The 24,027-nt window shown below is 70.5% G+C and carries 19 protein-coding genes; 6 read left to right on the top strand and 13 right to left on the bottom strand.

Going from position 1 to position 24,027, the window contains the following annotated elements; genetic code table 11:
* Positions 1 to 81: 81 nt before the first annotated feature.
* Positions 82 to 846, bottom strand: a complete 765-nt coding sequence (locus GF068_RS27540; protein WP_153822451.1) for a MopE-related protein — start codon at positions 844 to 846, stop codon at positions 82 to 84.
* A 204-nt stretch (positions 847 to 1,050) separates the two neighbouring features.
* On the opposite strand from GF068_RS27540, the gene GF068_RS44445 reads away from it, so the two are divergent.
* Positions 1,051 to 2,199, top strand: a complete 1,149-nt coding sequence (locus GF068_RS44445) for a hypothetical protein (protein WP_206079568.1) — start codon at positions 1,051 to 1,053, stop codon at positions 2,197 to 2,199.
* Position 2,200: 1 nt separating this feature from the next.
* Here the strand turns inward: GF068_RS44445 and GF068_RS27530 are convergent, their stop codons facing one another.
* On the bottom strand, positions 2,201 to 3,385 hold the full coding sequence (locus tag GF068_RS27530) for a saccharopine dehydrogenase family protein (protein WP_153822450.1): 1,185 nt from the start codon (positions 3,383 to 3,385) through the stop codon (positions 2,201 to 2,203).
* A 59-nt stretch (positions 3,386 to 3,444) separates the two neighbouring features.
* Here GF068_RS27530 and GF068_RS27525 point away from each other — a divergent pair, with 59 nt between their 5' ends.
* Positions 3,445 to 4,197, top strand: a complete 753-nt coding sequence (locus GF068_RS27525; RefSeq protein ID WP_153822449.1) for an NAD-dependent deacylase — start codon at positions 3,445 to 3,447, stop codon at positions 4,195 to 4,197.
* Between the two features lie 382 nt (positions 4,198 to 4,579).
* Here the strand turns inward: GF068_RS27525 and GF068_RS44440 are convergent, their stop codons facing one another.
* Positions 4,580 to 7,414 carry a hypothetical protein gene (locus GF068_RS44440; protein WP_153822448.1) on the bottom strand — a complete coding sequence of 945 codons (2,835 nt, stop codon included), beginning with the start codon at positions 7,412 to 7,414 and terminating at the stop codon, positions 4,580 to 4,582.
* 207 nt (positions 7,415 to 7,621) lie between these two features.
* On the opposite strand from GF068_RS44440, the gene GF068_RS46480 reads away from it, so the two are divergent.
* On the top strand, positions 7,622 to 8,458 hold the full coding sequence (locus tag GF068_RS46480; RefSeq protein WP_275939242.1) for a hypothetical protein: 837 nt from the start codon (positions 7,622 to 7,624) through the stop codon (positions 8,456 to 8,458).
* A gap of 2 nt (positions 8,459 to 8,460) precedes the next feature.
* Here the strand turns inward: GF068_RS46480 and GF068_RS27510 are convergent, their stop codons facing one another.
* The 7 genes from GF068_RS27510 to GF068_RS27480 all read right to left on the bottom strand — a co-directional run bounded on the left by GF068_RS27510 (position 8,461) and on the right by GF068_RS27480 (position 16,278).
* Positions 8,461 to 10,128 carry a protein kinase domain-containing protein gene (locus GF068_RS27510; protein ID WP_153822447.1) on the bottom strand — a complete coding sequence of 556 codons (1,668 nt, stop codon included), beginning with the start codon at positions 10,126 to 10,128 and terminating at the stop codon, positions 8,461 to 8,463.
* 73 nt (positions 10,129 to 10,201) lie between these two features.
* Positions 10,202 to 10,906 carry an NAD(P)H-dependent oxidoreductase gene (locus tag GF068_RS27505; protein WP_153822446.1) on the bottom strand — a complete coding sequence of 235 codons (705 nt, stop codon included), beginning with the start codon at positions 10,904 to 10,906 and terminating at the stop codon, positions 10,202 to 10,204.
* 59 nt (positions 10,907 to 10,965) lie between these two features.
* The gene (locus tag GF068_RS27500) at positions 10,966 to 11,934 is read right to left on the bottom strand and encodes a Rossmann-fold NAD(P)-binding domain-containing protein (protein WP_153822445.1); all 969 of its coding nucleotides are present in this window, start codon (positions 11,932 to 11,934) and stop codon (positions 10,966 to 10,968) included.
* A gap of 59 nt (positions 11,935 to 11,993) precedes the next feature.
* Positions 11,994 to 12,977, bottom strand: coding sequence for an adenylate/guanylate cyclase domain-containing protein (locus GF068_RS27495; protein WP_153822444.1), 984 nt, complete (start codon positions 12,975 to 12,977; stop codon positions 11,994 to 11,996).
* 39 nt (positions 12,978 to 13,016) lie between these two features.
* Entirely contained in the window at positions 13,017 to 14,864 is a 1,848-nt protein-coding gene (locus tag GF068_RS27490) for a sensor histidine kinase (protein ID WP_170319710.1), read from the bottom strand.
* 171 nt (positions 14,865 to 15,035) lie between these two features.
* Entirely contained in the window at positions 15,036 to 15,473 is a 438-nt protein-coding gene (locus tag GF068_RS27485; protein WP_153822442.1) for a hypothetical protein, read from the bottom strand.
* Between the two features lie 34 nt (positions 15,474 to 15,507).
* On the bottom strand, positions 15,508 to 16,278 hold the full coding sequence (locus tag GF068_RS27480; RefSeq protein WP_170319709.1) for a YoaK family protein: 771 nt from the start codon (positions 16,276 to 16,278) through the stop codon (positions 15,508 to 15,510).
* A gap of 366 nt (positions 16,279 to 16,644) precedes the next feature.
* Between GF068_RS27480 and GF068_RS27475 the strand changes: the two genes are divergently transcribed.
* Together GF068_RS27475 and GF068_RS27470 are read left to right on the top strand one after the other, a co-directional pair.
* Positions 16,645 to 18,138, top strand: a complete 1,494-nt coding sequence (locus tag GF068_RS27475) for a HAMP domain-containing sensor histidine kinase (RefSeq protein ID WP_153822440.1) — start codon at positions 16,645 to 16,647, stop codon at positions 18,136 to 18,138.
* Between the two features lie 19 nt (positions 18,139 to 18,157).
* Complete coding sequence (locus tag GF068_RS27470; protein WP_153822439.1) at positions 18,158 to 19,630, top strand: sigma-54-dependent transcriptional regulator; 1,473 nt, start codon at positions 18,158 to 18,160, stop codon at positions 19,628 to 19,630.
* On the opposite strand, the gene GF068_RS27465 is transcribed toward GF068_RS27470, so the two are convergent.
* Positions 19,620 to 20,576: a PAS domain-containing protein gene (locus GF068_RS27465; protein ID WP_170319708.1), complete on the bottom strand. Its 957-nt coding sequence runs from the start codon at positions 20,574 to 20,576 to the stop codon at positions 19,620 to 19,622. The genes GF068_RS27470 and GF068_RS27465 overlap by 11 nt on opposite strands.
* 368 nt (positions 20,577 to 20,944) lie before the next feature.
* On the opposite strand from GF068_RS27465, the gene GF068_RS27460 reads away from it, so the two are divergent.
* Complete coding sequence (locus tag GF068_RS27460) at positions 20,945 to 21,106, top strand: hypothetical protein (RefSeq protein WP_153822437.1); 162 nt, start codon at positions 20,945 to 20,947, stop codon at positions 21,104 to 21,106.
* Between the two features lie 12 nt (positions 21,107 to 21,118).
* Here the strand turns inward: GF068_RS27460 and GF068_RS27455 are convergent, their stop codons facing one another.
* Both GF068_RS27455 and GF068_RS27450 read right to left on the bottom strand, forming a co-directional pair.
* Positions 21,119 to 23,686: a PAS domain-containing protein gene (locus GF068_RS27455; protein ID WP_170319707.1), complete on the bottom strand. Its 2,568-nt coding sequence runs from the start codon at positions 23,684 to 23,686 to the stop codon at positions 21,119 to 21,121.
* A 105-nt stretch (positions 23,687 to 23,791) separates the two neighbouring features.
* Positions 23,792 to 23,983 (bottom strand): hypothetical protein, encoded by a 192-nt coding sequence (locus GF068_RS27450; RefSeq protein ID WP_153822435.1) that lies wholly within the window; start codon positions 23,981 to 23,983, stop codon positions 23,792 to 23,794.
* Positions 23,984 to 24,027 lie beyond the last annotated feature (44 nt).

Below are 24,027 nucleotides of genomic sequence, written 5' to 3'. Positions count from 1 at the left end.
AAGGTCCAGCGCCTGCGCTGGTCCGGGTCCAGGGGCGGACAGCCCCTGGTGGGGCCTGGGGCAACGCCCCAGCGAGGCGCCTCAAGGGCAAGCGCAATGCACCTGCGCCGTGCCGACGCAGAAGACGTCCCACGACGCCTTGCAGCACGTCTTGTCGATCACGCAGACCGCGTTCACGCAAGGGTCGCAGAGTGGATCGAGTGGCCCGCCGGCCACGCACGGGTCGTGCGCGCAGACAGGCGGAGCCGCGCTGCAGCCCTCGTCCACGTCGCCGTCGCAGTTGTTGTCGACGCCATCGTCGCAGAGCTCGCCCACCGGCAAGACGGCGGGCGAACACGTCAGCGCGCCCGACATACACACGGCGGTGCCGGCTGCGCACGGGCCGAACAGGCCGGAGTCACACGCGGCGCCGCCGCCCGGGTCGTCCTCGTCGATCACGCCGTCGCAGTTGTTGTCGAGGCCGTCGCAGACCTCGGGCGTGGGCTGATTCGTGGGGACGCAGAAGACCTGCCCGCCGTCGCAGCCCGACACGCCCACGCCGCAGACGCCGAAGAGCTTCGTGTCACACGGACCGCCGAGGCTCGCGATGTCCTCGTCGACGAGGCCGTCGCAATCGTCGTCGACGCCATTGCAGACCTCGGGGATGCCACACGCAGGGCTCATGCCGCCGCCTTCGCCGCCGCCGCCTTCGCCGCCGCTGCCGCCGCCGCCTCCGGCTCCGCCGCCGCCGCCGCTTGCTTGTTCGAATCCGACCGGAGGGGTCGTTCCTTGCGCGCATCCCGCGGCCCCCGCGAGAACCGTCGTCGCAATCGTCGCCGCCCATCCCCGGAACCACCACTCGCCCATCACGAGAACCTCCCCCACCGGCGCGGGCGGAAAGCCAAGATCGGCCGCCCGCGCCAAGCCACCCGGCCCTCTACGATGCTTCGAAGCAGGTAGCGGGGGTCACCAAATGGAATGCACGAACAGCGCTTCGAGGGACGAGGACGGACGTGTGCTCCGACCCGCACGGACCTTCCCGCGCCGTCGTCCCCTCGTGTACAAGGAGACATGCTTCGAAACGAACTTGGCTCGATGGGTCGAATGGGGCGTGTCCTGGGCGTGATCGGCGCCCTCGTTTTGCTCGCGGCGTGCGGGTCGGGCAATGGAACACCCGGCAGCGGAGGCAGCGGCGGCACCGGCGGCACCGGCGGCGCAGGCGGCAGCGGGGGCACGGGCGGCGGCGGAGGCGGCGCGGGCGGGAGCGGCGGCGCCGGGGGCGGGGGTGGATCGGGCGGATCGGGGACGCCGGCGGGCCTCTTCGAGGCGCCGAACCCCTGGAACAAGGACGTCTCGGCCCTGCCGAAGAACACGCAATCGGACACGATCACGGGCTGGCTCGAGGCCAATGGTGGCTGGGGCGCGGGCGCGTTCCGGATCGATTTCAGCATCGAGCTGCTCCAGGCCGACGCGAGCGCCGAGCTGCGCACGTTCGAGACCACGGGCGATTTCTTCAGCCCCGATTGCGAACACGTCCCCTTCCCCGTCCCCGCGGGCGGCGCGCTCGAGGGCGAGCAGGGCTACGAGTGCACGACCGACGGCGATTGCCACCTGCTCGTCGTGCACCAGCCGACGAAGACCCTCTACGAGATGTGGCGGGCGAACATCGTGGGCGGCACCTTTTACGGCGGCTGCGCGGTGACGTGGGACCTGACGAAATCGTATCCGCCGAACCTGCGCGGCGAGGGTTGCACCTCCGCGGACGCCGGTGGCTTCCCCATCTCGGCGATGTTGTTCTCGGCCGACGAGGTGGCGTCCGGCGAGATCAACCACGCGATCCGCTTCATCCTGCCGAACGCGCGTATCCGCGACAACGTGTACGTGCACCCGGGCACGCACAGCACCGGCCCGACGTCCGGCGGCCCGGACGCGCCGCCCTACGGCGTACGCTTCCGGCTCCGCGCGGATTACCCGCTCGCGTCGCTGCCCACCGAGGGCGCCCGCGTGATCGCGCGGGGCCTGCAGAAATACGGCATGTTCCTGGCCGACGCGGGCAACATCGCGCTCACGGCGCAGAGCGACAGGTTCACGACCCACAAATGGGACGAGGTCGGCGTGGACGCGTACGCGCTCGCGGACATCCAGCCCACGGACTTCGAGGTCGTCGACATGGGCGACCCGATTCAATGGGACGGAAACTGCGTGCTGAACCCGAAGTGATTCAGGCTTCCAGCACCTCGAACCGGATCCCCGCCGCGTGCAGGCGCTCGATCAGCGCGTCCCCCATCGCCATCGCCGGGGTCACGACGCCGACGTGCGGCGGGAGCTTCTCCTTGTCGAACGCCAGGCAAAGCGCGCTCTCCGCGATCATCTTCGAAGTCTCGCCATAACCGGGATCCCCGCCGCTCACGCGCGTGAGCACGCGGCGGCTCGAGGTCTGCCCGCGGAACGTCACCTGGAAGCGGCTCTTCGCGCGTTGCTCGGCGCTCGGGCCCTCGCCCGAGGGGCGCAGCCGCGAGAGCAACTTGCGCGCCGGGCCTATCTGCGCGAGGCCAACGATGGCGCCCATCCCGACCGCGACACCCGCGAGGGCCAAGGGCGACTTGAAGACGAGGTTGTGGCCATACCGGAAATCGGGGCCATACAGGTCGAGCGCGCGGGCGCTGCGCACGACGATCTGCGGGTCGATCGACGGCATCGGGCAAGCCCAGCCGCCCATCTCGGGCTCCTTGCGCACGCGCGGGCGCAGCTCCTCGACGACACGCCCCCCCGGCAGGGGATCCTTCGCCCACGGCGGCGCCTTGCCGGCCGCGGCGAAGCCCGCGCCGCCCATTTCGTTCAGCAGCGATTGCCACGTGCCGCCCGAGAACGAGCCCGTCGTGCGCACGAAGCCCTCCATGGTGATGGCCTCGCCCCGGGGGAGCTTCTCCACGGTGTAAAGCACGCCGAGGTCGTGCGGGATGCTGTCGAAGCCGCAGCAATTCACGATACGCACGCCCGCCGCGCGGGCCGCGGCGTCGTGCCGCTCGATCAGCCGGTTCACGAAGCTCGGCTCGCCCGTGAGGTCGACGTAATCGGCGCCCTCGCGGATGCAGGCCTCGACGAGGGGCTCGCCGTACCGGGCATACGGGCCGACGGTGGTGATCACGACCTTGGTGGCGCGGGCCATGCGCCCGAGCGCGGCGGCGTCGTCGGAGCTCGCCTCGATCACGGGCAGGCTCGTGCCCTCGGGCAGGAGGGAGGCGACCTCGCGGCGCACCTCGTCGAGCTTCTCCGCGTTGCGGCCGGCGATGGCCCAGCGCAGGGGTGTCTTCCTCGACGTCTCGGCGAGGTACTGGGCCACGAGGCGGCCGGTGAAGCCACTCGCGCCGAAGAGGACCACGTCGTATTCGCGCTCGATCGTCATGGGCGGCTCGATAACACGGCGGGCATGCGGGCGGGAAGGGTCGTGTTACGCTGCTCGCCATGAGCATCGAGCAGGCCGGGAAGCTCCTCGCGGACGCGCGGTCGGCCCTCTTCATCACGGGCGCGGGCATCTCGGCGGCGTCGGGGATCCCGACCTATCGCGGCGTGGGCGGGCTCTACGGGGATCGGGTGACCGAGGAGGGCATGCGCATCGAGGAGGCGCTCTCCGGGCCCATGTTCAGGCGCTCGCCCGAGATCACGTGGAAGTACATCCACCAGATCGAGCAGGCCTGCCGCGGCGCCTCGCCGAACGCGGCGCACGCCACGCTCGCGCGGATGGAGGCGCGGCTCGGGCGGAGCTGGGTGCTCACGCAGAACGTCGACGGCTTCCACCGGGCCGCGGGCTCGCGCAATGTGATCGACATCCACGGCGACATCCACCGGCTGCTCTGCGTGGGCTGCAGCTTCACCGAGACCGTGAAGGATTACGCGCACCTCGCGCCTTGCCCGTCCTGCCCCTCGTGCGGCGGGGTGCTCCGGCCGGACGTGGTGCTCTTCGGCGAGATGTTGCCGCGGGCGAAGCTCGAGCGGCTCCACCGCGAGCTCGAGCGAGGTTTTGATGTCGTCGTCTCGGTCGGCACGTCGAGCCTGTTCCCGTACATCGCCGAGCCCGTGCTCCAGGCGGCGGCGCGTGGGGTGCCGACGATCGAGGTGAACCCGGAGCCGACGGTGGTGTCACACGCGGTCGGGCTGCGGCTGCCGATGGGGGCGGTGGAGGCGCTGGAGGGGATCTGGCGGGTGCTGGAGCGGTAGCCTCACCCCCAACCCCTCTCCACTCCGTGGAGAGGGGAGCAAGAGGCGCTTTTCTCCCCCTCTCCACGGAGTGGAGAGGGGTTGGGGGGTGAGGCCCGATGTGTGGGGCGTGCCTCGAACGCGTTCGAGGCACCTCCGACGATGTGTGGGGAGTGCCTCGCACGCGTTCGAGGCACCCTCCACAGACTGCATGGACCCGCTTGCGTGCGTGGAAGGGCGTTCGTGCACACATGTTGCCCCCGCTCGCGTGCGTGCAAGGCACCTCGGGCGATGTGTGGGGAGTGCCTCGAACGCGTTCGAGGCACCCCCCACAGACTGCATGGACCCGCTTGCGTGCGTGCGAGCACCTTCCGCGAGAAGCCAGGGAGCGACTTGCGCGCGTTCAAGACACGCGGCGCAACGCGGAGGGCGCGTTTCGCGTGCGTCGTGCTCTCACCCGCCGCGCGCGAACGAGCAGCATGAGCGACGCGAGCAAGCCCATCGCGAACCCGTGGGGCGCCTCCTCGCGTCCGGCGACGCGGCAACCACAAGCGCCGCCCGTGGCCTCGAGCGGGCCGAGCCCGCCCGCGCCACCCCCGGCGCCGCCGGTCCCGGTGACGCTGCTGCTGCTGCTGCTGCTGCTGGCGGCGCCACCCATGCCACCGGCGCCACCCACGCCACCGGCACCACCGGCGCCGCCCATGCCGCCGCCCACGCCACCGGCGCCACCGGCGCCACCCATGCCGCCGCCCACGCCACCGGAGCCAACGGCCCCGCCCATGCCACCGGCGCCACCGGCGCCACCCGCGCCCATCGGCTCGTCGAAATCGATGATCCTCGCGTGGACCCGCGACGCGACGAGCGGCGCCTCCGCGTGATAGGTCGCGTACGCGGCGATCACCTTGCCCGTGTTCGTCGACGCGAGCGACGCCGCCTGCTTCGGGAGGCCGTCCGCCGTGATCGGGAACGTCGTGATCACCGAGAGCGCGCCGTCGAGCACGACCGCCGCGAGCTCGTTCGCGACCCCGCCACACGTCACGTACCCGACCACGATCCGGCCCCCCTCCATCACCGCCGCGCGCGCCGAGATCACGAGCGACGGACAACCCGGCAAGCTCACGAGCGGCACGGGCGCCGCGTCGAGCACAGCCCCCGCAGGGCTCACGCGGAGGCCCACGAGCGCCTCCGTCGCCCCGTCGACCCACACGACCACGTGGTTCGTCCCGTCGAAGACCGACGACAAACCACGCGTCTCCTCGGCCGCGTGCAGGAGGATCGGCGTCGTTTCCACCGGCGCGCCCTGCGCGTCGAGCCGCTGCGCGAAGAGGCCGGAGTTCTCCACGTGATAAACGTACAGGTGGTTCGTGCCGTCGAACGACGCGACCGCGCGCGCCGGGAACGAGTCGAACGAGATCACCTGGGACGGCGAGGCCTGCCCCCCCGCGCCGAGGACCGTCGAGAGGACGGCATAATCGCCGAGGTCGTCGTCATACCCGGTCACGGCGAGCAGCGCCCCGCCGTCGAAGGGCGAGAGCGCGTACGCGGCGTCGTAATCCTGGACGATCGGCGCCGGCTTCGCGGGCTGGTCGAGCACGACACCCGCGGGGCTCATGCGGGCGAAGCGCATGTCGCTGCTCGGGCCGTCGATGATGTACGAGTAGTTCGTCCACACGAAGAGCGCGTTCGTGCCGTCGAAGACGACCGACGGGTCGACGACCTCGCGCCGGCCCTTGTCGACCGGCAGGGCCGCAGGATCGAGCACCACGCCGGCCGGCGAGATCCGCGCGGCATACAGGTTCGTGAGCTGGACGGAGAGGAAGTCGCGGTCGTCCGACCAGCCGACCACGAAGTTCTGGCCGTCGAACGCAGCCGAAGGAGCGGTCTCGGCGTTCACGCCCGGCGCGGGCAGGATCGGCGCCGGGTCGAGCGCGGCGCCGGTCGCGTCGAAGCGCTGCGCGTGGATGATGAGTCCATCGGGGAAGAAGTCGTCCCCGACCGTGCGCTCCCACGCGAGGAAGACCTGATCGCCGCTCGACGCGGAGGCCGACATGGCGCCGTGCGGGGTGACGAGGACGCCGTTTGGATCGAGCGCCTCGCCCTGGGGCGAGACACGCGCGCGGCGCACGTCGTACCCGAAGCCGTCGGGGTACACGTCGCTCCACGACACGACGGCGTTCTGGCCGTCGCTCGACACGTCGGTCTCGTAGAGCTCGCCGCCCGGGGCCGAGAGGACGATCCCGCCGGGATCGAGGAGCACGCCCGTCTGCGCGTCGAGGCGGCTCGCCACGATCCGCATCGAGAACGAGGCCTCGTCGCGGCGCGAGTACGCGATCAGGTAATGCTGCCCCGTCCACGCCGGGACGGGCGTGAAGGCGCTGACCTCCGGCGCGGGCGCCATGAGGGGCACACCCGCGGGCGGATCGAGGTACGCGCCCTGCGCGTCGAGGCGCGCGTACACGGCGCCCGAAGGCGCGTCCCAGGTCAGGAGCGAGCCAGCGCCGCTCGACGCGACGTCCATGTCGTTGCAGGAGGGCGTCAGCACGCCGCCGGGATCGAGGATGTCGCCCGCGGGCGTGAGGCGCGCGTGGCGGCAGGAGCTGCCGTCGACCCAGGCGACGATGTAGTTCTGGCCGTCGAACGCGACACGCGTGCGGCGCTGGATCGTGGTGCTCGTGGAGAGCTCGATCGGCGGGCCCACGGGCGCCGCGTTCGCGTCGAGGCGCTGCGCGAAGACGGCGAGGTTGTTGATCATGGACGCGATGCCCGTCTGGTAGGTCAGGACGAACCCGTCCCCGTCACTCGCGAGCGCAGGCTTGATGGCGTTCGAGGGGACGGCGAGCTTCAAGGCGTGCGTGTCGAGGACGGCGCCCGTCTTGGAGATACGCGCCCCCCAGATGCCGCTCCGGTCCCACGCGACGAGGTAGGACGCGCCGTTCCACGCGACCGCCGGCCGACGGCGCCCGCTCGAGCCGTAGCCGACGACGGGGACGTCGACGTCGAGCTCGGCCGAGACGAGCGGATCGAGCATGGCGGAGTACGCCGAGGACCCGGCCACGTCCCCCGGCACGCGCATCACGGAGGCACGTACGGCGGCGCCCACGCGCGGCGGCGCGAGCGAAGGGGCCGCGGTCTCGCCGCAGGCGACGAAGGAGGTCAACGCGGCGAGCGCCGTCGCGGAGACGAAGACGAGGGACGTACGCCGGATCGAGCGCCGCGTCGGGGCATGAGTCGGGGCCATGGTGTCCGATACCAGAAATGCCCCCGCCGAAGGAAGGCTCGTTGGCTCGGCCACTGCGAGGCCTCTCCGCATCGGCCTCCTGTCCTCGATCGAGGCGTCGGCCCCTCAGCCCGCTTTCGGATTCACAGCGTCAGCACGCTGGCATATCGGTTGCTCGACGCGCCGCGCTCGCTGACATCCGGCGCAGCGCTCGCTTGAGGAGAAGACATGAAGAACTTGAGGCATATCCTGGTCGCTCTGGGGCTCGTTGCTTTCCTGGCCGGCTGCGGCGACGGCGGCGACGGCAACACGGGCGGCGCGGGCGGCACGGGCGGAGACGGCGGCGCAGGTGGTCAGGGCGGCGCAGGCGGCGCAGGCGGCGCAGGTGGCGCAGGCGGCGCAGGTGGCGCGGGTGGCGCGGGTGGCGCGGGGGGCGGCGAAGACCTGATGGCGCTCTACAAGGCCGCCGTCGCCGACGCCGAGGTCGCCGAGGCGAGCGAGATCTCCGACATGCTGACGGCCCTCCGCGCGGACAACGGCGAGCTCGTCTTCGACGCGAACGGGCGCGTGAAGATGGTCACGTGGACGTCGTTCCCCGGGTACGACAGCCTCGTCGGCATGGAGACGACCCTCGCCGTGGAGGTCTGGGTCTCGGCCGCGCCGAAGCTCGCGGAGTTCTGCAAGGCGACGGGGCTGACGGGCGCCGATCTCTCGCTCCGGCTGGAGCAGCGCCTCGGCCTGCCGCCGAACAACGGCAAGGATCGCGTCGTGGAGCTGTGGGTCCCGCTGGCCGACATGTTCCGGCCCTCCCCCGACGGCGAGATCGACGACAACGTGGCCGAGCTCGACTTCCCCGCCGGCACGCCGCAGGACCACATGGACTGGATCAACGACCTGAAGGCGAGTTCGTACGGCGACCCCGGCTACCCCTGGACACGGCTCGGCTACACGTACGACTGGGCCCCGGGGATGAATGAGGTCGGCGAGAGCGAGTTCGTCATCCACAAGGGGACGACGGTCCAGGTGGAGTCGGTGACGGCGCAAGACGACTACTGCGCGCCCTGACGTCAGCCCCGCGCCCGCCACAAGAACAGGCCGAGCACGATCATCAGGAGCCCCACCGCGATGCCCCAGAGCAGGCGCTCGCGGCTCTCCCCTCCCTGCTTGCCCGAGGCGCGCGTGGCCCGGCCCTCGCGCGGCGCGAGCACCTCGATCTCGCGCCGCCCCGACTTCTCCCCCGACGGCAGATCCTTCTTCTCGCCGAGCACCCGCAGCCACTCGGCGAGCGCGCCGAGCTCACGCGTGATCTGGTCGAGCTGCGTCTCGGTGTTGTCCGCGATCGTCCGGAGCACGGCCGGCTCGGCCTCGCCACGTTGCTCCTGCGCCTCGCGCAAGATCGCGCCGAGCAACGAGAGCCGCTCGAGCACCTCGCGCATCGGCGTCATCTTGTCGCGCAGGCTCGTCACCTTGCGGGCGAGGCCGTCGATGCGGCCGAGCGCATCCTCGAGGTCGCGCAGCCGCTCCTGCTGGTACGACGCGACGAAGGCCTCGAGCGCCTTGCGCATGTCGTTCGCCGCGGAGAAGCGCGACTCGGCCTCGAACGAGAGCGCCTTGACGAGCACGTGATACAGCCCCTCCGGCATGTACGAGGGCCGCGACGGCCGCTCGCGCAGGGTCTTGGCGCGCCGCTCGATGATCTCGTGCACGCGCCCGTCGGGGGTCGCGGGGTACGGGACCGAGCCCGTCGCGAGCTCCCAGAGGACCGAGCCGATCGCGTGTAGATCCGACGCGGCGCCGACCTTCTCGCCCGTCGATTGCTCGGGGCTCATGTACGCCGCCGTGCCCGCGGTGCCGGGCATGGCCACGAGGGAGAGCGAGTCACTCTCGCCCTGCACCTGATCGAAGGCCCAGAGGCCGAGGTCGGTGATCTTGACGTCGTAGCCCTCCCGCTCGGGCACGTAGCGGACGAAGATGTTCGCCGGCGTGAGGTCGCGGTGGACGATGCGGTGGAAATGCATCTTGGCCACGCCACGCAGGACGGCGATGCCGATACGCGCGACCTGGGCCGGCGGCAGGCGCCGCTCGATCGCGGGCAAGGAGGCCACGAGGTCGGCGAGGGTCTGCCAGGGGACGTACTCGAGCGCGAGGTGCGCCGGCGCGACGTCGTCGAAGCCGAGGACGTCGACGAAGAACTGCTTGTGCTGCGCGAGCATCTGCGCCGCGGCGACCTCGCGGCGGAACATCTCCTTGAGCGAAACCTCGAGCTCCGGGGCGCCCTTCTGGATGACCTTCACCGCGACCCAGGGCCTGTCCTTCGAGGCCTGATCGTAGGCCCGGAAGACCGCGCCCATGCCGCCGCGGCCGAGCAGCTCGACGAAGAGGAAGCGGCCCCGCAGGACGTAGGGCATCGCAGCCCAGCCCTCGTCCGGGCGAGGTCGCTCGCAAGCGCAGGAGAGCTGCGAGCCGTCGGTGAAGGTCCGCCAGCACTCGTCGCAGACGAAGAGCAGCGGCGCCGCGGCGGCCGGGGTCGCGGTGACGGAGGGCGGAGGGCCGTCGTAGAGGTGGGCGCCCGGCAGGGCCTCGTTGCGGAAGAAGGGCGACGAGGCGGGGCGAGGCGCGATGTGCCTGCCACGAAGCGTCGACGTGGCCGCGGGGCGGCTCGGCGGGGGGCTCGCCGCCGCGCCGCTGTCGCTGTCCGGAAGCCTTCGCTCGTCCTCGCCCTTGTCCGTCGTCACGCTCGGACCGCCCTCGGGGCGCGAGTATCTCTTGCCCCCCGGCAGAAAGCACGAGTGTTCTTGCCGGCGCCCGTCAGGCGCGCTTGAGGCGGAACGACGGATCGTAGGCAGAGAGCGGCGGGTAGGTGATGGGCTGCGTGTTCTCCCAGGCGAGCAGGCGCTCGCGGTAGGCGGCGAGCATGCGGGCGCGATCCGCTTCAGCGCTGCGGGCCGGCGACCAGGCGACGAAGGGCGGCAGGACGTCAAAGCCGACGTAGCGGAAGACGCCCTGGTTGACGGGGGCGAGCAGCATGTTCATGTCGCCGGCGAGGCCGGTCTCCTCGTACATCGAGGCGGGCCCGCCGGTCGTGACGGAGGCCATGGCGCGTTTGCCGCGCATGGTGCCGTGGTCGTACCACTTGCCGCCGCCATAGACGCGCTGGAAGGCGTAGACGCGATCGACCCAGCCCTTGAGGATCGCGGGCATCGCGAACCACCACAGGGGGAACTGGAAGATCAGCGCGTCGCACCAGAAGAGTTTTTCGATTTCGGCCTGCACGTCGGGCGAGAAGCCGTTCGTCTCGACGGCGTGGGCCTCCTCGATCTGCTGCTTGAAGACGGCGGGGTCCTTGCGGGACGTGAAGTTGTGCGGCCCCGTGACGGGGTTCCATCCCATCGCGTAGAGATCCGAGACGACGACGTCGTGCCCTCCGCCCTCGAAGACCTCGACGGCGAGGCGCGTCATCGACGCGTTGAAGCTCTTCGGCTCGGGATGCGCATGAACGATGAACACCTTCATGGATGTGGCGCTCCTTCAAGAAAGAAGGCGACCCCCCCGGGGGCGCCACACCCATGGTATCAGCGGAAGAAGTCGAAGCCCGTGCCGACGCCACGCTCGCGCGCGGCGGCGTGCACGACCCGGGCGAGCGCGACGTCTTGTACGGCGAGCCCCGTCGAGTCGAACACCGTGAGGGGCGCATCTCCTCGTCCAGGGCGCTTTCCCGCGAGGATCTCGCCGAGCGTCGCGTGGATCTGCTCGCGGCGGAGCTCGCCCGTTTGCAGCGGGACGTTCACCTCGCCGCTGTGCGTGGCTTGCTCCCAGTCGTCGATGACGACGCGGCCCGCGAGCAGGATCGCGGGCTCGAGCTCCTGCTTGCCGTGCGCGTCGGCGCCGATGGCATTTACGTGCGCGTTCTCCTTCACCCAGGCGCGCTTGACGACGGGCGCGCGCGCGGGCGTGGAGGCATTCACGACGTCGGCGCCGGAGGCCTCCTCGAGGGAGACGACACGGCCGCGCGCCTCGTCGGCGAAGGCGCGCGCGGCGTGCTCGGAGACGTCGGCGCAGAGGACCTCGAACGTGTCGCCGTAGACGGCGCGATGCGCCTCGAGCAGCGTGCGCGCCTGCACGCCGCACCCGACGAAGCCAACGGTCTTCGGCGGTCGCGGCGCGAGGTGCTTCGAGGCGATCGCGGCGGCGGCGCCGGTGCGCACGGCCGTGAGGAGCGTGGCATCCATGACGGCGAGGGGCAGCGCGGTCGCAGGGTCGGAGAGGATGTACATGCCCATGACGGCGGGCAGGTCGAAGCGCGCAGGGTTCTCCGGGTGGGAGTTGACCCACTTCACGCCGGCGGCGCCGTCGACGTAGGCGGGCATGGCGCGCAGATCGCCGTGGTAGGCGTCGAGCTCGAGGTAGACCTTCGGCGGCATGAGCGCGCGTCCGTGCCCGTGGGCCTCGAACGCGGCCTCGACCGCGGCGATGGCGGCATCCATCGACAGGAGGGAACGGACATCGGAGCGCGAGAGCAGGATGGTTTCGTGCGGAGGCATGGCCAGGCCGCCGATATAGACCAGCGAGCGGCCGGCCGCCATCACCCGGCCTCGTGTATTCAGCCCGAACGCGGCTCCAGCGTCGGCGAGGCATTGCCCGGGGCCGCCTCCTGCCTCGCCAGGAACTCCAGCGTCACCGCCTTCGAGAGCCGCACGATCGACCCGGGTTGGATGAGCGCTTCCCCATGCGCCTCGACCCTCCGCCCGTCCACCTCCGTCGGCTGCCGCGACAGCGGCCGCAGCACGTATCCCTCGGGCTTTCGCCTGAGCTCGAAATGCCAGCGGCTCACGCGCTGCTCGAGCTTCGTATCACGCAGCGAGAGGACCACGTCGTTCCCCCGCGTCCCCTCGTCCCCCCGCAATCGACCGAAGCTGATGAGGTCCTGCCGCGGCAATACGAAGGTGTCGCCCGTCTCGCGCACGAGCACGGAGCCGGGGAGGCGGTGTTCGTCGCGCCAATCGAAGCGAAAGAGCACGAGCGGCTCGGGGTGGCCCCGGACGACCACGGGCGGGACGGGGAAGGCGCGCACGCGGATGTCGGGCGGCGATTCGCGCAAGGCAGAGGCCGAGAGGCGGAGCTCGCCGGGGTCGGCCGTGGAGGTGATGCGGGCGCAGAGGTTCACCGCGTCGCCCGAGACGATCACGCCGTCCGTGAGCACGGGGCCGAAGTGCACGCCGAGGCGGACCACGAGGCGGTGCTCGTGGCTGCGGGTCTCGTTCACCCGCGCGGCGCGCTCGAGGAACACGACGAGCCCACGGACGGCCTTTTCGACGCTCGCGAAGCAGGTGAACGCGCCGTCGCCCGCGACGTCGACGATGCGGCCCTCGAAGGGGCGGATCGACTCGCAGAGGAGGTCGTGGTGGAGCTGCTGCAAAGCGCGGCCCGCCTTGTCGCCGAAGCGGGCGAAATACGCGGTCGAACCCACGATGTCCGTGAACCCGAGCGCGAGCGGCCGCTCGAAACGCCGCGTGAGGACCTGCGAGAGCTCGGTCTGGAGCCGGATGATCTCCGTCAAGCTCATCGCGTCGAGGTCGAGGTGCATCGTGGGACGAACCAAGGTAGCGCGAAGTTTCCGTCCCGCCTAGGCCTTTGCCTCTCCTGAAATCGGCAAACGAACCACGAATTCGCTGCCCTTGCCTCTGCCTTCGCTGAAGGCCGCGACCGTGCCCCCGTGCATTTCGGCGATGTTCTTCACCAGCGTCAGCCCGATCCCGAGCCCGCCCTCCGATCGGGCCAGCGAGCGGTCCACCTGCGTGAAGAGATCAAAGACCTTCGTCAGCATCTCCTGGGGGATGCCCATGCCCGTGTCCCGCACGCGGAGGACCGCCGTGTCCCCCTCGCGCGTGGCGGCGAGCGTGATCCGCCCGCGCTCCTCCGTGTACTTGGCGGCGTTCGTCAGGAGGTTCTCGACCATCTGGGTCAGCCGCGTCGGGTCGGCGTACACGCAGACACCCTCGGGCGGCAGCTCGATCGAGAGCTCGTGCTTGCGGGCGTCGATGAGCGGCCGCGCCGTCTCGACGGCCGGCGCCACGACCGTCGCGAGGTCCACCCGCCCCTTCTGGAGCTTGATCTTGCCGCTCGTGATTCGACTGACGTCCAGGAGATCGTCGACGAGCCGGCTCATGTGCTCCACCTGGCGCTCGATGATCTTCGTGGATCGCTCGGCCCTCGGGTCGGCGACGCCGAGCATCCGGAGGACCTGCGCGGCCGTCCGGATCGGCGCCAGCGGGTTTCTGAGCTCGTGCGCCAGCATGGCCAGAAACTCGTCCTTGCGGCGGGCGGCCTCGCGCAGGGCCTGCTCGGCCTGCTTGCGGTCCGTCACGTCCATGAAGATGCCTTCCCACATGGTCTGTCCGGTCGACAAACGACGGCGGGCCGAGCGGCAATGAACCCACACGACGCCGCCCGAGCGGGTCCACATCCGGAACTCGCCATCAAAAGGGACGAGCTCACGAATGGCGACCAGCTCCTGCTCGCGCATGTGAGGGACGTCGTCCTCGTGAATGAGGCGATATATCGTGGAGGCGTCCGCCAGGACCTCGGCAGGCGTGACCCCGAGGACCGCCTCGATGCCGGCGCTGATATAAAGAAATCGCCTGCCCCCCGAGCTGTCGGCCACCATTTGATAGACAGCGCCGCGCGGCAGGTTGTCGCTGAGGGTCCGCAGCCGCTCCTCGGTCTCGCGCAGGGCGTTCCTCGCCTGCCTGGATTCGGTCACGTTGACGAGGGCGGCGACGAACCCCTGGAGCCGCCCCTCCTCGTCGAACTCCGGATCGTACGCGCACCGTATGACCTGCGGGCCGATCCCCTCGATGAGGATCTCGGTCTCGAACTCGACCCGCTCCCCCCGGAGGACCGCGTCCACGTGCGGCGCGATCGTCGCGTATCCGGCCGGGCCGAGCACGTCGCGGACGTGTTTGCCCACGACGTCGGCGGGCTCGAGGCCGTGGCGGGCGGCGTAGGGTTTGTTGACGTATTTGAAGCGTCCTTCGATGTCGCAATGGGCGATCAGGACCGGGACGTGGTTGGTCAAAAGCTGCAATTGCCGCTGCCGCTCGCGCTCGGCCTCCTCCGTCCGCTTGTAGTCGGTCCGGTCCCGCATGATCTTGGCGAAACCGCGGAGGTGGCCGCGTTCGTCGAGCAGCGGCGTCGCGACGCCGCTCGACCAGAACCTCGTCCCGTCTTTGCGGACGTGCCATCGATCGTCGTCACCTCGGCCGGTCGCCAGGGCCTCGTCGAGCTCGCGCCGGGGCATGCCGTTTTGCAGGTCTTCGGGGGTGAAGGTGACGTCGATGGGTCGCCCCACGATCTCGTCCTCGCGATAGCCGAGGAGCCGCTCGGCCCCCTTGCTCCAGCTCAGGACGATGCCCTGCGGATCGAGGATGAAAATGGCGTAATCGACGACGTTCTCGACCAGGAGCCGGAACATCTCGCCTTCCCAGTCCCTCCTCGGGCCCGCTCGTCCGTGGTCTGTCATGAACCCCCATGCGTCATCTAGGTCGATACGACGCGGGCTGTCAGGACATCCGCGCCAGGAGAGGCGCGCGGGCAGGCAGAAACGGAAGGCGGGGGCGGGGGCAGGAGAACGTGAGCGTGGCGGTCAGCCGAGATCGGCCTCGCCCTCGAGGAGCTCGCCGCGCGCTCGCTTGGCGCGGAAGGCAGCGGTCTTCTCGGCCGCCACGTGGCGCGCGGCGGCCACGGGCAGGCCCTGCGATCGCGCCGCTCGTTCGATCTCCAGGCGGAACTCGCGCAGGGCGAGCGGCGGGCTCGCCAAGGCCACGAGCACGGCGAACGCGAGGAAGACCATCATGAAGCTCGTCGAGAGCCCGAAGACGGCCAGCGCCGCGGCGACGAAGAAACAAACGGCCGAGACGAGGCGCGATTGGTGGATCGAGTGGGTAAACACGCCCTCGGCGCGCGCCAGGACGACCTCGGGGTTCGCGAGCGTCGGCTCCTCTTTGCCGCCGCGCGCGCGCGTGCTCTCCGCGCGCCCGAAAGAAAGCTCGTCCGGTGTCGGGTAATTCGGCAGGGTCGTCATGGCTTCCTCATTCGGCTGACGCGTGAGAGTTCACTTATGCGATGCGATGGTTTCGGCTCAGCGCAGGCGGCGAGGGCCTCGCCTCGACGCTGAAGCCGGGGATGAAGCTCAGGGCGGTCGCGGCCACGATGGTCATCCCGGGGAACAGGAACGCCAGGTAGCCGCCGGCATGCACGACCGGCACCATCAAGGCCCCGCCCGTCGCGAATGCGATGATCTTTCCGCCGCGCAACGCGGCGCCCCGCAGCGCGTTGCGCCGGGCCTCCCCTTCCGTGAAGAACGAGGTGGCGAGGTGCACGCCGAGATCCGTCGCCGGCCCCGTCATGTGGGTCGTCCGGATGGCCATCCCCGTGCTCGTCGCGACCGTCGCGTTCTGCAGCCCCATGGCGAAGCTCAGGAGCGACAGCAGCAGGAAGTCCGTGGGCTGCTCGACCGAGGCGCCGAACGGCCCGAAGGTCCCCACATGACCGGCCACCGCGACCCCCGCGAGCACGAACGACACGAGCACCAGCGGAACCGCGTGTAATGGCTCCTTGCCGCGCTGGTGGCGGCCCTCCAGCGCGAGCACGGAGGCCCCGGCGCCCGCGATGAAGCAGAGCACCACCACGCCATACTCCGCCATGAGGCTCCACAGCCCGATATCCATACCGAGCTGCGTGGTCAAGCCCGTGACGTGCGTGACGAAGCGCTGGCAAGCCATGAATGCGCCCGCGTTGACGGCCCCGCCCGCGAGCGCGAGCAAGAGCCAGCTCGGCACGTGGCGCATCGAAAAGATCGTGGGCGGCGTGTGGAGAGCGACAGACATCAACATCCCTTCGCGTGAAACCGCATGGCCGAGCCGCGCCCGGCTGCTCGTTCCCCGTAGGAGGGAAAACGAGGAACGGGACACGCCGGCGGAATCGACACCTCGAGCGTGTGGTCCCTCATTCGACCCGGTGTCGTATGTTCACGTATCGTGCCAGCCGCGCCGCCCGCAGATCCCCGGGGAACACACGACGCGCCTGGGCGAGGCCCCGATCCCGTCGGCGACCTCCGACGCGAATTCGACGGCGCTTTCCGACAGTGTCGGCAATCAGAGACAATGGCGCCCGCCCAGGCGCCGTGTCAGCTAACGTCCACGAAGTAAGCTCGCCGTCCAGGCGGCGTTTTCCAGGTCCTCACGGAGTCCTCGATGCGGCTCGTCTCGCGGCTCGTCCTCTCGCACGCGCTCCCCGTCGGCGTCATGCTCTGCGCGCTGCTCGTCATGCTCGCATCCCTCGCGCGGATCAGCTCGTCGCTGAAGGAGGTGCGCGACGCCGAGCTGGGCTCGCTGAACACCGAGGAGGCCGTCCACCGCGCCGCGTGGTCCGTCGAGGTCGCCATCCGCCGCGGCGCCATGAGATGCGAGAAAGAGCACGTCTCCGCGGAGGTCGCGGCCACCATCCAGGAGCGCCTGCGGGACCTGAACACCGTGCTCGCGAGCGCCGACAAACCCGTGCGCGACTCGATGCTGGAGGCGGTCCGCGGCTACCAGCAGCTCGCCGCCCGCGTCTCCGCGGTCGACACCTGCGCCGACCTCACCACCAACTCCACGCGGCTCGAGCGCGAGCGGCTCGACGAGAAGCTCACGGACGCCTGGATCTCCCGCATGTTCGAGCTGCACTCCGCGCTCCTCCGCAAGGACGAGGAGTCCGGCCGCGCCGCGGCCTCGGCGCTGCAAGGCGGCATCGTGCTCGCGCTCGTGGCGTGTATCGTGTCGGTGCTGCTCGCGCAGCGGATCGCCCGCACGGTGACGCAGCCCCTCGCCTCGTTGTCCTCGAGCGTCCGCAGCGTGGGCCGGGGCGACTTCACCGTCACCATCGCGGCGAAGGGGCCACGCGAGGTGGTCGAGCTCGGCCAGGAGATGGAGGCCATGCGCCGCCGCCTGGCGGAGCTCGAGTCGCTCAAGCAAGGCTTCCTCGCCTCGGTCTCGCACGAGATGCGCACGCCGCTCACGAAGATCCGCGAGGCGCTCGCGCTCCTGTCCGACGGCGCAGGCGGCAAGCTGAACGAGCGGCAAGGGCGCATCGTGCAGATCGCGCAGGTGGCCTGCGAGCGCGAGATCCGCACCGTGACCACGCTTCTCGATCTGTCGCGGCTGCGCGCCGGCGTGCCCATCCAGCGCAAGCCCGGCGCCTCCGTGGACGAGGTCCTCTGGAGCGCGGTCCGCGACGAGGACCTCGACGCCCACGAGCGAGGCGTACGCGTCGAGGTCGAGACGCCCGGCGAGATCGCCAAGGCTTGCCTCGACCCGGTGCTCGTCGAGCGCGCCATCGCGAACGTCCTGCGCAACGCCGTCTCCGTCTCCAAGAACGGCCAGCGCGTGATGGTCCGCCGGGACAGCGTGCCCGAAGGCCCCGGCGGGACGGCCGGAGCCTGGGCGCGCATCAGCGTCGCCGACGAGGGGCCGGGCATCCCGCCCGAGATCCGCGCGGTCCTCTTCGACGCATTCGTGACCCACAGCGTGGAGACCTCCCCGAAGCGCGTGGGCATCGGCCTCGGCCTGGCCCTCGCCCGGGAGATCGCCCGGGCGCACGGCGGCGACATCGAAGCCTCGGACGCCCCCACAGGAGGCGCGGTTTTCCGCATTTGGTTGCCCATCGACGCCGAGGCGCCCACGACGCAGGCCCTCCCCGCGCGCGTGTGATAAATTGTCCAGGCAGCCCATGAGGAAGGACGAGCTCGACGCCCCGCGCCCGCACATCCTCGTCATCGACGACGAGCCCCACCTCTGCGAGCTGCTCTCGTACCGCCTGGAGCACCACGGCTACCGCGTCAGCACGGAGTTCTCCGCGCGTGGAGGGCTCGAGGCGATCGAGCAAGGGAGCGTCGACGCGATCATCCTCGACCTGCGGCTCGAAGACGCCGACGGCATCGAGGTGCTCGCCGAGCTGCAGAAGCGCACGCCCGATCTGCCGGTCATCATCCTGACGGCGCACGGGACGATCGAGACCGCGGTGCTCGCGATCCAGCGCGGCGCCTACGGCTTTTTGACCAAACCTTTCCAGGACTACGAGCTCCTCCAGAAGCTCGCGCACGCCATCGAGAGCGGGAGGCTCAAGCGCGAGGTCGCGGGCCTGCGGCGCATCGTGGGTGATACGAGCGGCGACATCCGGCTGCTCGGGACGAGCGACAGCATCGCAGCCGTGCGCGAGCGGATCACGCGCGTGGCGCCCGCGGACGCGACGGTGCTCCTGCTCGGCGAGTCGGGCACGGGCAAGGAGCTCGCGGCGCGATCGATCCACGCGCTCTCGGCGCGGAAGGCGCGGCCGTTCATCGCGGTCAACTGCGGGGCGCTGCCGGCGGAGCTCCTCGAGAGCGAGCTCTTCGGTCACGTCCGCGGCGCCTTCACGGGCGCGAGCCGCGACAAGGACGGCCTCTTCGCGGCGGCGCGTGGAGGCACGCTCCTGCTCGACGAGATCGGCGAGGCCCCGCCCCCCGTGCAGGTCAAGCTCCTGCGCGTGCTGCAAGAGAAGCGCTTCTCGAAGGTCGGATCGCCGGCCGAGGAGGACGCCGACGTGCGGATCGTGGCCGCGACGAACCGTGATCTCCGCGCCGAGGTCTCGGCCGGCCGCTTCCGGGAGGACCTCTTCTACCGGCTGCACGTGGTGCCGATCGTCATGCCGCCGCTCCGCGAGCGGAAGGACGACATCCCGCTGCTCGCCGAGCTCTTCCTGCGCCGCTCGGCCGCGCGGTACAACCTGCCCGAGCCGCACATCTCCCCCGAGGCGCTGCGCGTGCTGCTCGCCCACGCCTGGCCGGGCAACGTCCGCGAGCTCGCGAACGTCATGGAGGGCGCGATCCTGCTCTGCCAGGACGAGCGTATTCGCCCGCAGCACATCCTGGCGACGCTGGCGACACCCGCGCGCGCGCAGGCCGCGTCGACGCCGGGCGAAGAGGCGGCGGAGCTCTCCGAGGTGGAGCCGCCGATCGTGCTCCCGAGCCTCGCCGAGCCGAGCGCCCCGCTGCCGCCGCTGCGCGCCGCGCGGGACTCGTTCGAGCGCGCCTACCTCGTGGAGGCGCTCCGGCGCGCGGGCGGCAACGTCAGCGCCGCGGCGAAACTCGCCGGACGCAACCGCACGGATTTCCACGACCTCTTGCGCAAGCACGGCCTCTCCGGCGCCGACTTCAAGGCATGACCTTCGCCCGCCGGTGAAAACCGGACGCGGCGCTCACCCGCGGGGCCGGCGGCCGCTCTCGTCTGGCGCTCGGGCGGAGCGCGTACTCGACGCCGCTCCACAGGTTGCCGAGCAGCACGATCGAGCCGAGGTCTGCGCCGATCTCCACGAGCGTCCGCGCGACCTCGGGCCGCATGCCGGTGATGACCACCTTCGCGCCGAGCAGCGCGACCGCGCGGGCGGCGCGGGCGAGCGCGTCGGCCACGACGGCGTCGACGATGCGGACGCCGGTCATGTCGAGGATCACCGTGTGGGCGTTGTGGTTTCCCACGCCGGCGAGCAACGTCTGCAAGAGGTGCTCGGCGCGCGCGGGGTCGACGACGCCGATGAGCGGCACGAGCACCACGTGCTCCGCGATGGGGATGAGCGGCGTCCCGAGCTCGAGCAAGGCCTGCTTCTGGGCCTCGATGAGGCTCTGCGCGAAGCTCGCGCGCTCCTCCTCCATTTGCTTGCGCTCGGTGATGTCGCGGAGCGTGCCCGTCATGCGGATGGGCCGGCCGCTCTCGTCGCGCTCGAACACCTTCGCGCGGCTCATCACCCACACCCACCCGTTCGTCTTGTGGCGCATGCGATACTCGAGGTGGTAGGTCGGGATGCGGCCTTCGAGGAAGCTCTGCAGCGTCTTCCACACCTCGGCGGCGTCGTCCGGGTGCATGAGCGAGGTCCATGTCTCGGCGCTCGAGGGCATCTCCCCGGGCGCGAGGCCGAGCATCTCGAACCAGCTCGGGCTCATGAAGGCCTCGTTCGTCCGCAGATCCCAGTCCCAGCCGCCGTCGTCGCTTCCATCCACCATGAAGCGCCAGCGCCGCTCGCTCTCCCTCGACGCCGCGAGCGCGCGCTCGAGCTCCGCGACGCGTGATTCGAGCCGTGAAACGTCCGATCGCGCAGCGATCTCGGCCCCATCCATGAGCCACCTCCCCCCGTTCGCCCCGGTGGCCATGAAATGCCGGAGCCGGCCCGAGGTCAACGGAAACGTAAACGTTACCTTCACGAAATACGATTGCAGATCCCGCTTCCGTCTTGCACGTCGGCCCCCCAAATCGATTACCCTCCGGGCCATGCGCCTCTACCGCACCATCTCGCGCTTGTTTTGCCTGCTGCTCCTGAGCGCGGCCCTGCCCGCCTGCGGGGGGGGCCCAGGCGCCGAACGAGGCCACGTCGAGCCGGCCCAGGCGCGGGGCATCCGGGTGGTCACGTCGGCCGAGGTGCTCGCGAAGATCCCGGAGGTGCACGAGATCCGGACGCGCCGGGTATCTGCGCCGGCTGATCGAGGAGGTGGCGAAGGAAAAACCCACGATGCCGCCGCCCGCAGGGGCGATCGATCGGGTCAAGGAGCGCATGATGAATGCGTACCCGGGGCTCGATTACGATGTTTTTCTGGACGTGGGGCTGGAGGAGGTCTGGCGGAAGCAGGCGGAGAAGACGGCGGCGAAGTGAACCGAAGCCCGGTCAGCCTCGAGGGTCGCGCGAGAGCGGCAGCGTGAAGACGAACGTGCTGCCCTTGCCGACCTCGCTCTCCGCCCAGATTCGCCCGCCGTGCGCCTCGACGAGCTGGCGGGCGATGAACAAACCGAGCCCGATCCCCTCGATCTTCTTGCCCGTCCTCGCGCGGTAATACCGCTCGAAGAGGTGGGGGATCTCCTCGGCCGGCACGCCGCAGCCGCGATCTCGCACCACGATCACGATCTCCGCGTCGCATTTTTCGATACCGATCGTCACGAGCTCGTCGGGCGGGGAGTATTTGAGCGCATTGCCGACGAGGTTCACGAAGATCCGCTCGAAGCGCGCCGGATCGAGCGTCACCGGGGGCAGGCCCTCGGGCGGGTGCTCGATCCGCAGGCGCGCCTGGTCCTGCGCCGTCCACGCGCGAGAGACGATGTCCATGACCACGGGCAGGAGCTCACAACGCTCGACGTGGAGCGGGAGCTGGCCAGAGTCGAGCCGCGCCGAGTCGACGAGGTCGTCGATCATCGAGGCCATCCGCCGGGCGCCGGTGACGACGCGGTCGACGATGAACACCTCGCGCTCCATCTGGGCCCGCGCGAGCGCGCGCCGGAGCATCTGCGCGGCGGACATCATGACGGTGATGGGCTGGCGCAGGTCGTGCGAAATGGCGTGCAGGACGTCCTCCCTCGCCGCCTCGAGCCGCCGGATCTCGGTGATGTCCCGCGAGACGATCACGCCGAGCGATATCGGGACGACCCCGTCCTGGACGGCGCTCGCGCTCACGAGCACGTTGCGGCGTGTTCCATCGGGGGACTCGACCACGTATTCGGCCTCCGTGATGGATTCGCCGCGCAAGAGCCGCTGGGAAGGATATTCCTCCCAGGGCACGCGGGCGCCGCTCGTCGAGAACAAGCGCGTCCGTCCATTGACCTCGCGGACGTGGGAGATCGAATCACCTTCGAGCACGCGGCTCGCCTGGTTTTGCAGGACCACGTTGCCCTGGCCGTCGATGACCGTCACCGCCTCGGCCATGCTCCGGAGGAGCGCGTGGAGCTCGGCCGCCTTGTGCTCCGCCTCGGCGCGCGCGGAGGCGAGCGCGTGCTCCATTCGTTTTCGCTCGGTGATGTCGGAGAATACGGTCACGGCGGCGACGATGCGCCCCTCGCGATCCACGACCGGCGCCGCGCTGATGCTGATCTCGATGACGACGCCGTCCTGGCGCTCGTACACGTACTCTTCGTCCCGCACGGTCTCGCCGCGGAGCGCGCGCGAGAGCGGGAAATCGTCGACGGCGCACCGTTCGCCCTCGCGAAACAGGACGATCTTCGCGAAATCGGCGATGGTCGCCCTCGCCGGCTGCGGCCCGAAGATGCCCCTGCTCTGGTTGTTCATGAAGAGGAACGTCCCCTGCGCGTCGACGATGTTCACGCCGGAGGGCATCTGGCGCAGCACGGCCTCGAGCAGCCCGCGTTCGGTCTGGATTCGCGCGAGGAGCCGCTCGCGCTCCGCCGCGGCCCGCCGTTCGGGCGTGATGTTGCGGACGACCGCGACGACCTGGTCCTCGACGAGCGGCAATAGGCGCGCCTCGAAGGTCTGCGTGCGCTCGGCCCATACGAGGTCGTACTCCAGCGTGACGAGGCGCTGGGTGGTGAGCACCTCCGCGAGGGCCGATTCGATGCGGTGGGCGAGCTCCGGCGGCAACACGTCGCGGATTCGTTTGCCGAGCATCTCCTCCGCGGGGCGATAGAGGTCGGCCATGCGCCCGGCCCTGCAATCGAGGTACGTGCCCTCGGCGTCCAGCCGGAAATAGAGATCGGGCAGCGCCGAGAGGACCGCCTCGAGCTCCCGCGTCTTCTGCGCGAGCGCCTCCTCGACCTTCTTGCGCTCCGTGATGTCCCGCGCGAAGGCCGCGACCCCGACGAGCCGCCCGCTCGCGTCGCGCTGCGGCTCGTAGAAGGCGTCGAAGCACCGGCGCTCTTCGCCGATCGGCAGCCACGTCTCGGTGCGCACGCCCTTCCCCGTCGCGAGGACGGCCTTCTTGATGGCCGTGAGCTCCGCGGCGGACTCCGGCGGAAAAATATCGATATCGGTCCGACCGACCACCGCCTCCGGGCTGAGCGCGGGGTACGGGAGGCGAATTTCGGTATAACGGAGGTCGAGGTCCTGACAGAAGATGACGTCCGGCATCGTCTCCACGAGGTGGCGGAACCGGGCTTCGCTTCGCCGCAGCGCCTCCTCGGCGCGTAGCTGGCTGCTGATGTCGCGCAGGAGGACGTACGCGCCGGAGACCACGCCCGCGTCGTCGAGGACGGGGCTCGCCGTCACCGCGACCATACGATCGGGGGCTCCCAGCGCATCGAACCAGAGGACCTCGTCAACGACGGTCGCGCCGCCGAGGGCCCGCGCGAGGGGCATCTCGCCCCAGGGCATGGTCCGACCGTCCCGGTGGCGCACGACCGCCGTCGTCACCGCTTGCCGAACATCCAGGCCTGGCGGGAGAGGGCACCGCGCGATCGCTCGCATGGACTCGCTCGCGAACACGAGGCGCCCCTCGGCGTCGACCACCAGCACCCCATCCGCGATGGGCGCCAGCGCGGATCCCAGGGAAGACAGGTGTTCGATCGAGCGCGGCACAGCTCCCCCATGGACCGGGCGCGAAGAGGCGCCCGACCGATTTCAGAAGCGGATTCCGTTCTCGGCGCGGTGCTTCCACCACTTCCAGCCGAGCACGGCCGCCGGGACCGCGGCGACCGTCGCGAGGACGGGCAGGCCCGCCGCGGCCAGCACCACCGTTCCGGCCGTCACGACGCCGGCCTTGACGGCTTTTTTCTTCGACTCATCGAGGACATCCTGCCGGGACTTGCTCATGCGGGGATCATGACACGTGCCAGCCGGGACAGGTAGCCCGGGCG

Source organism: Polyangium spumosum, from assembly GCF_009649845.1.
GTDB lineage: Bacteria > Myxococcota_A > Polyangia > Polyangiales > Polyangiaceae > Polyangium > Polyangium spumosum.
The sequence above is the reverse complement of the archived record's forward strand: the minus strand, read 5'-3'. Positions and strand labels throughout refer to the sequence as shown.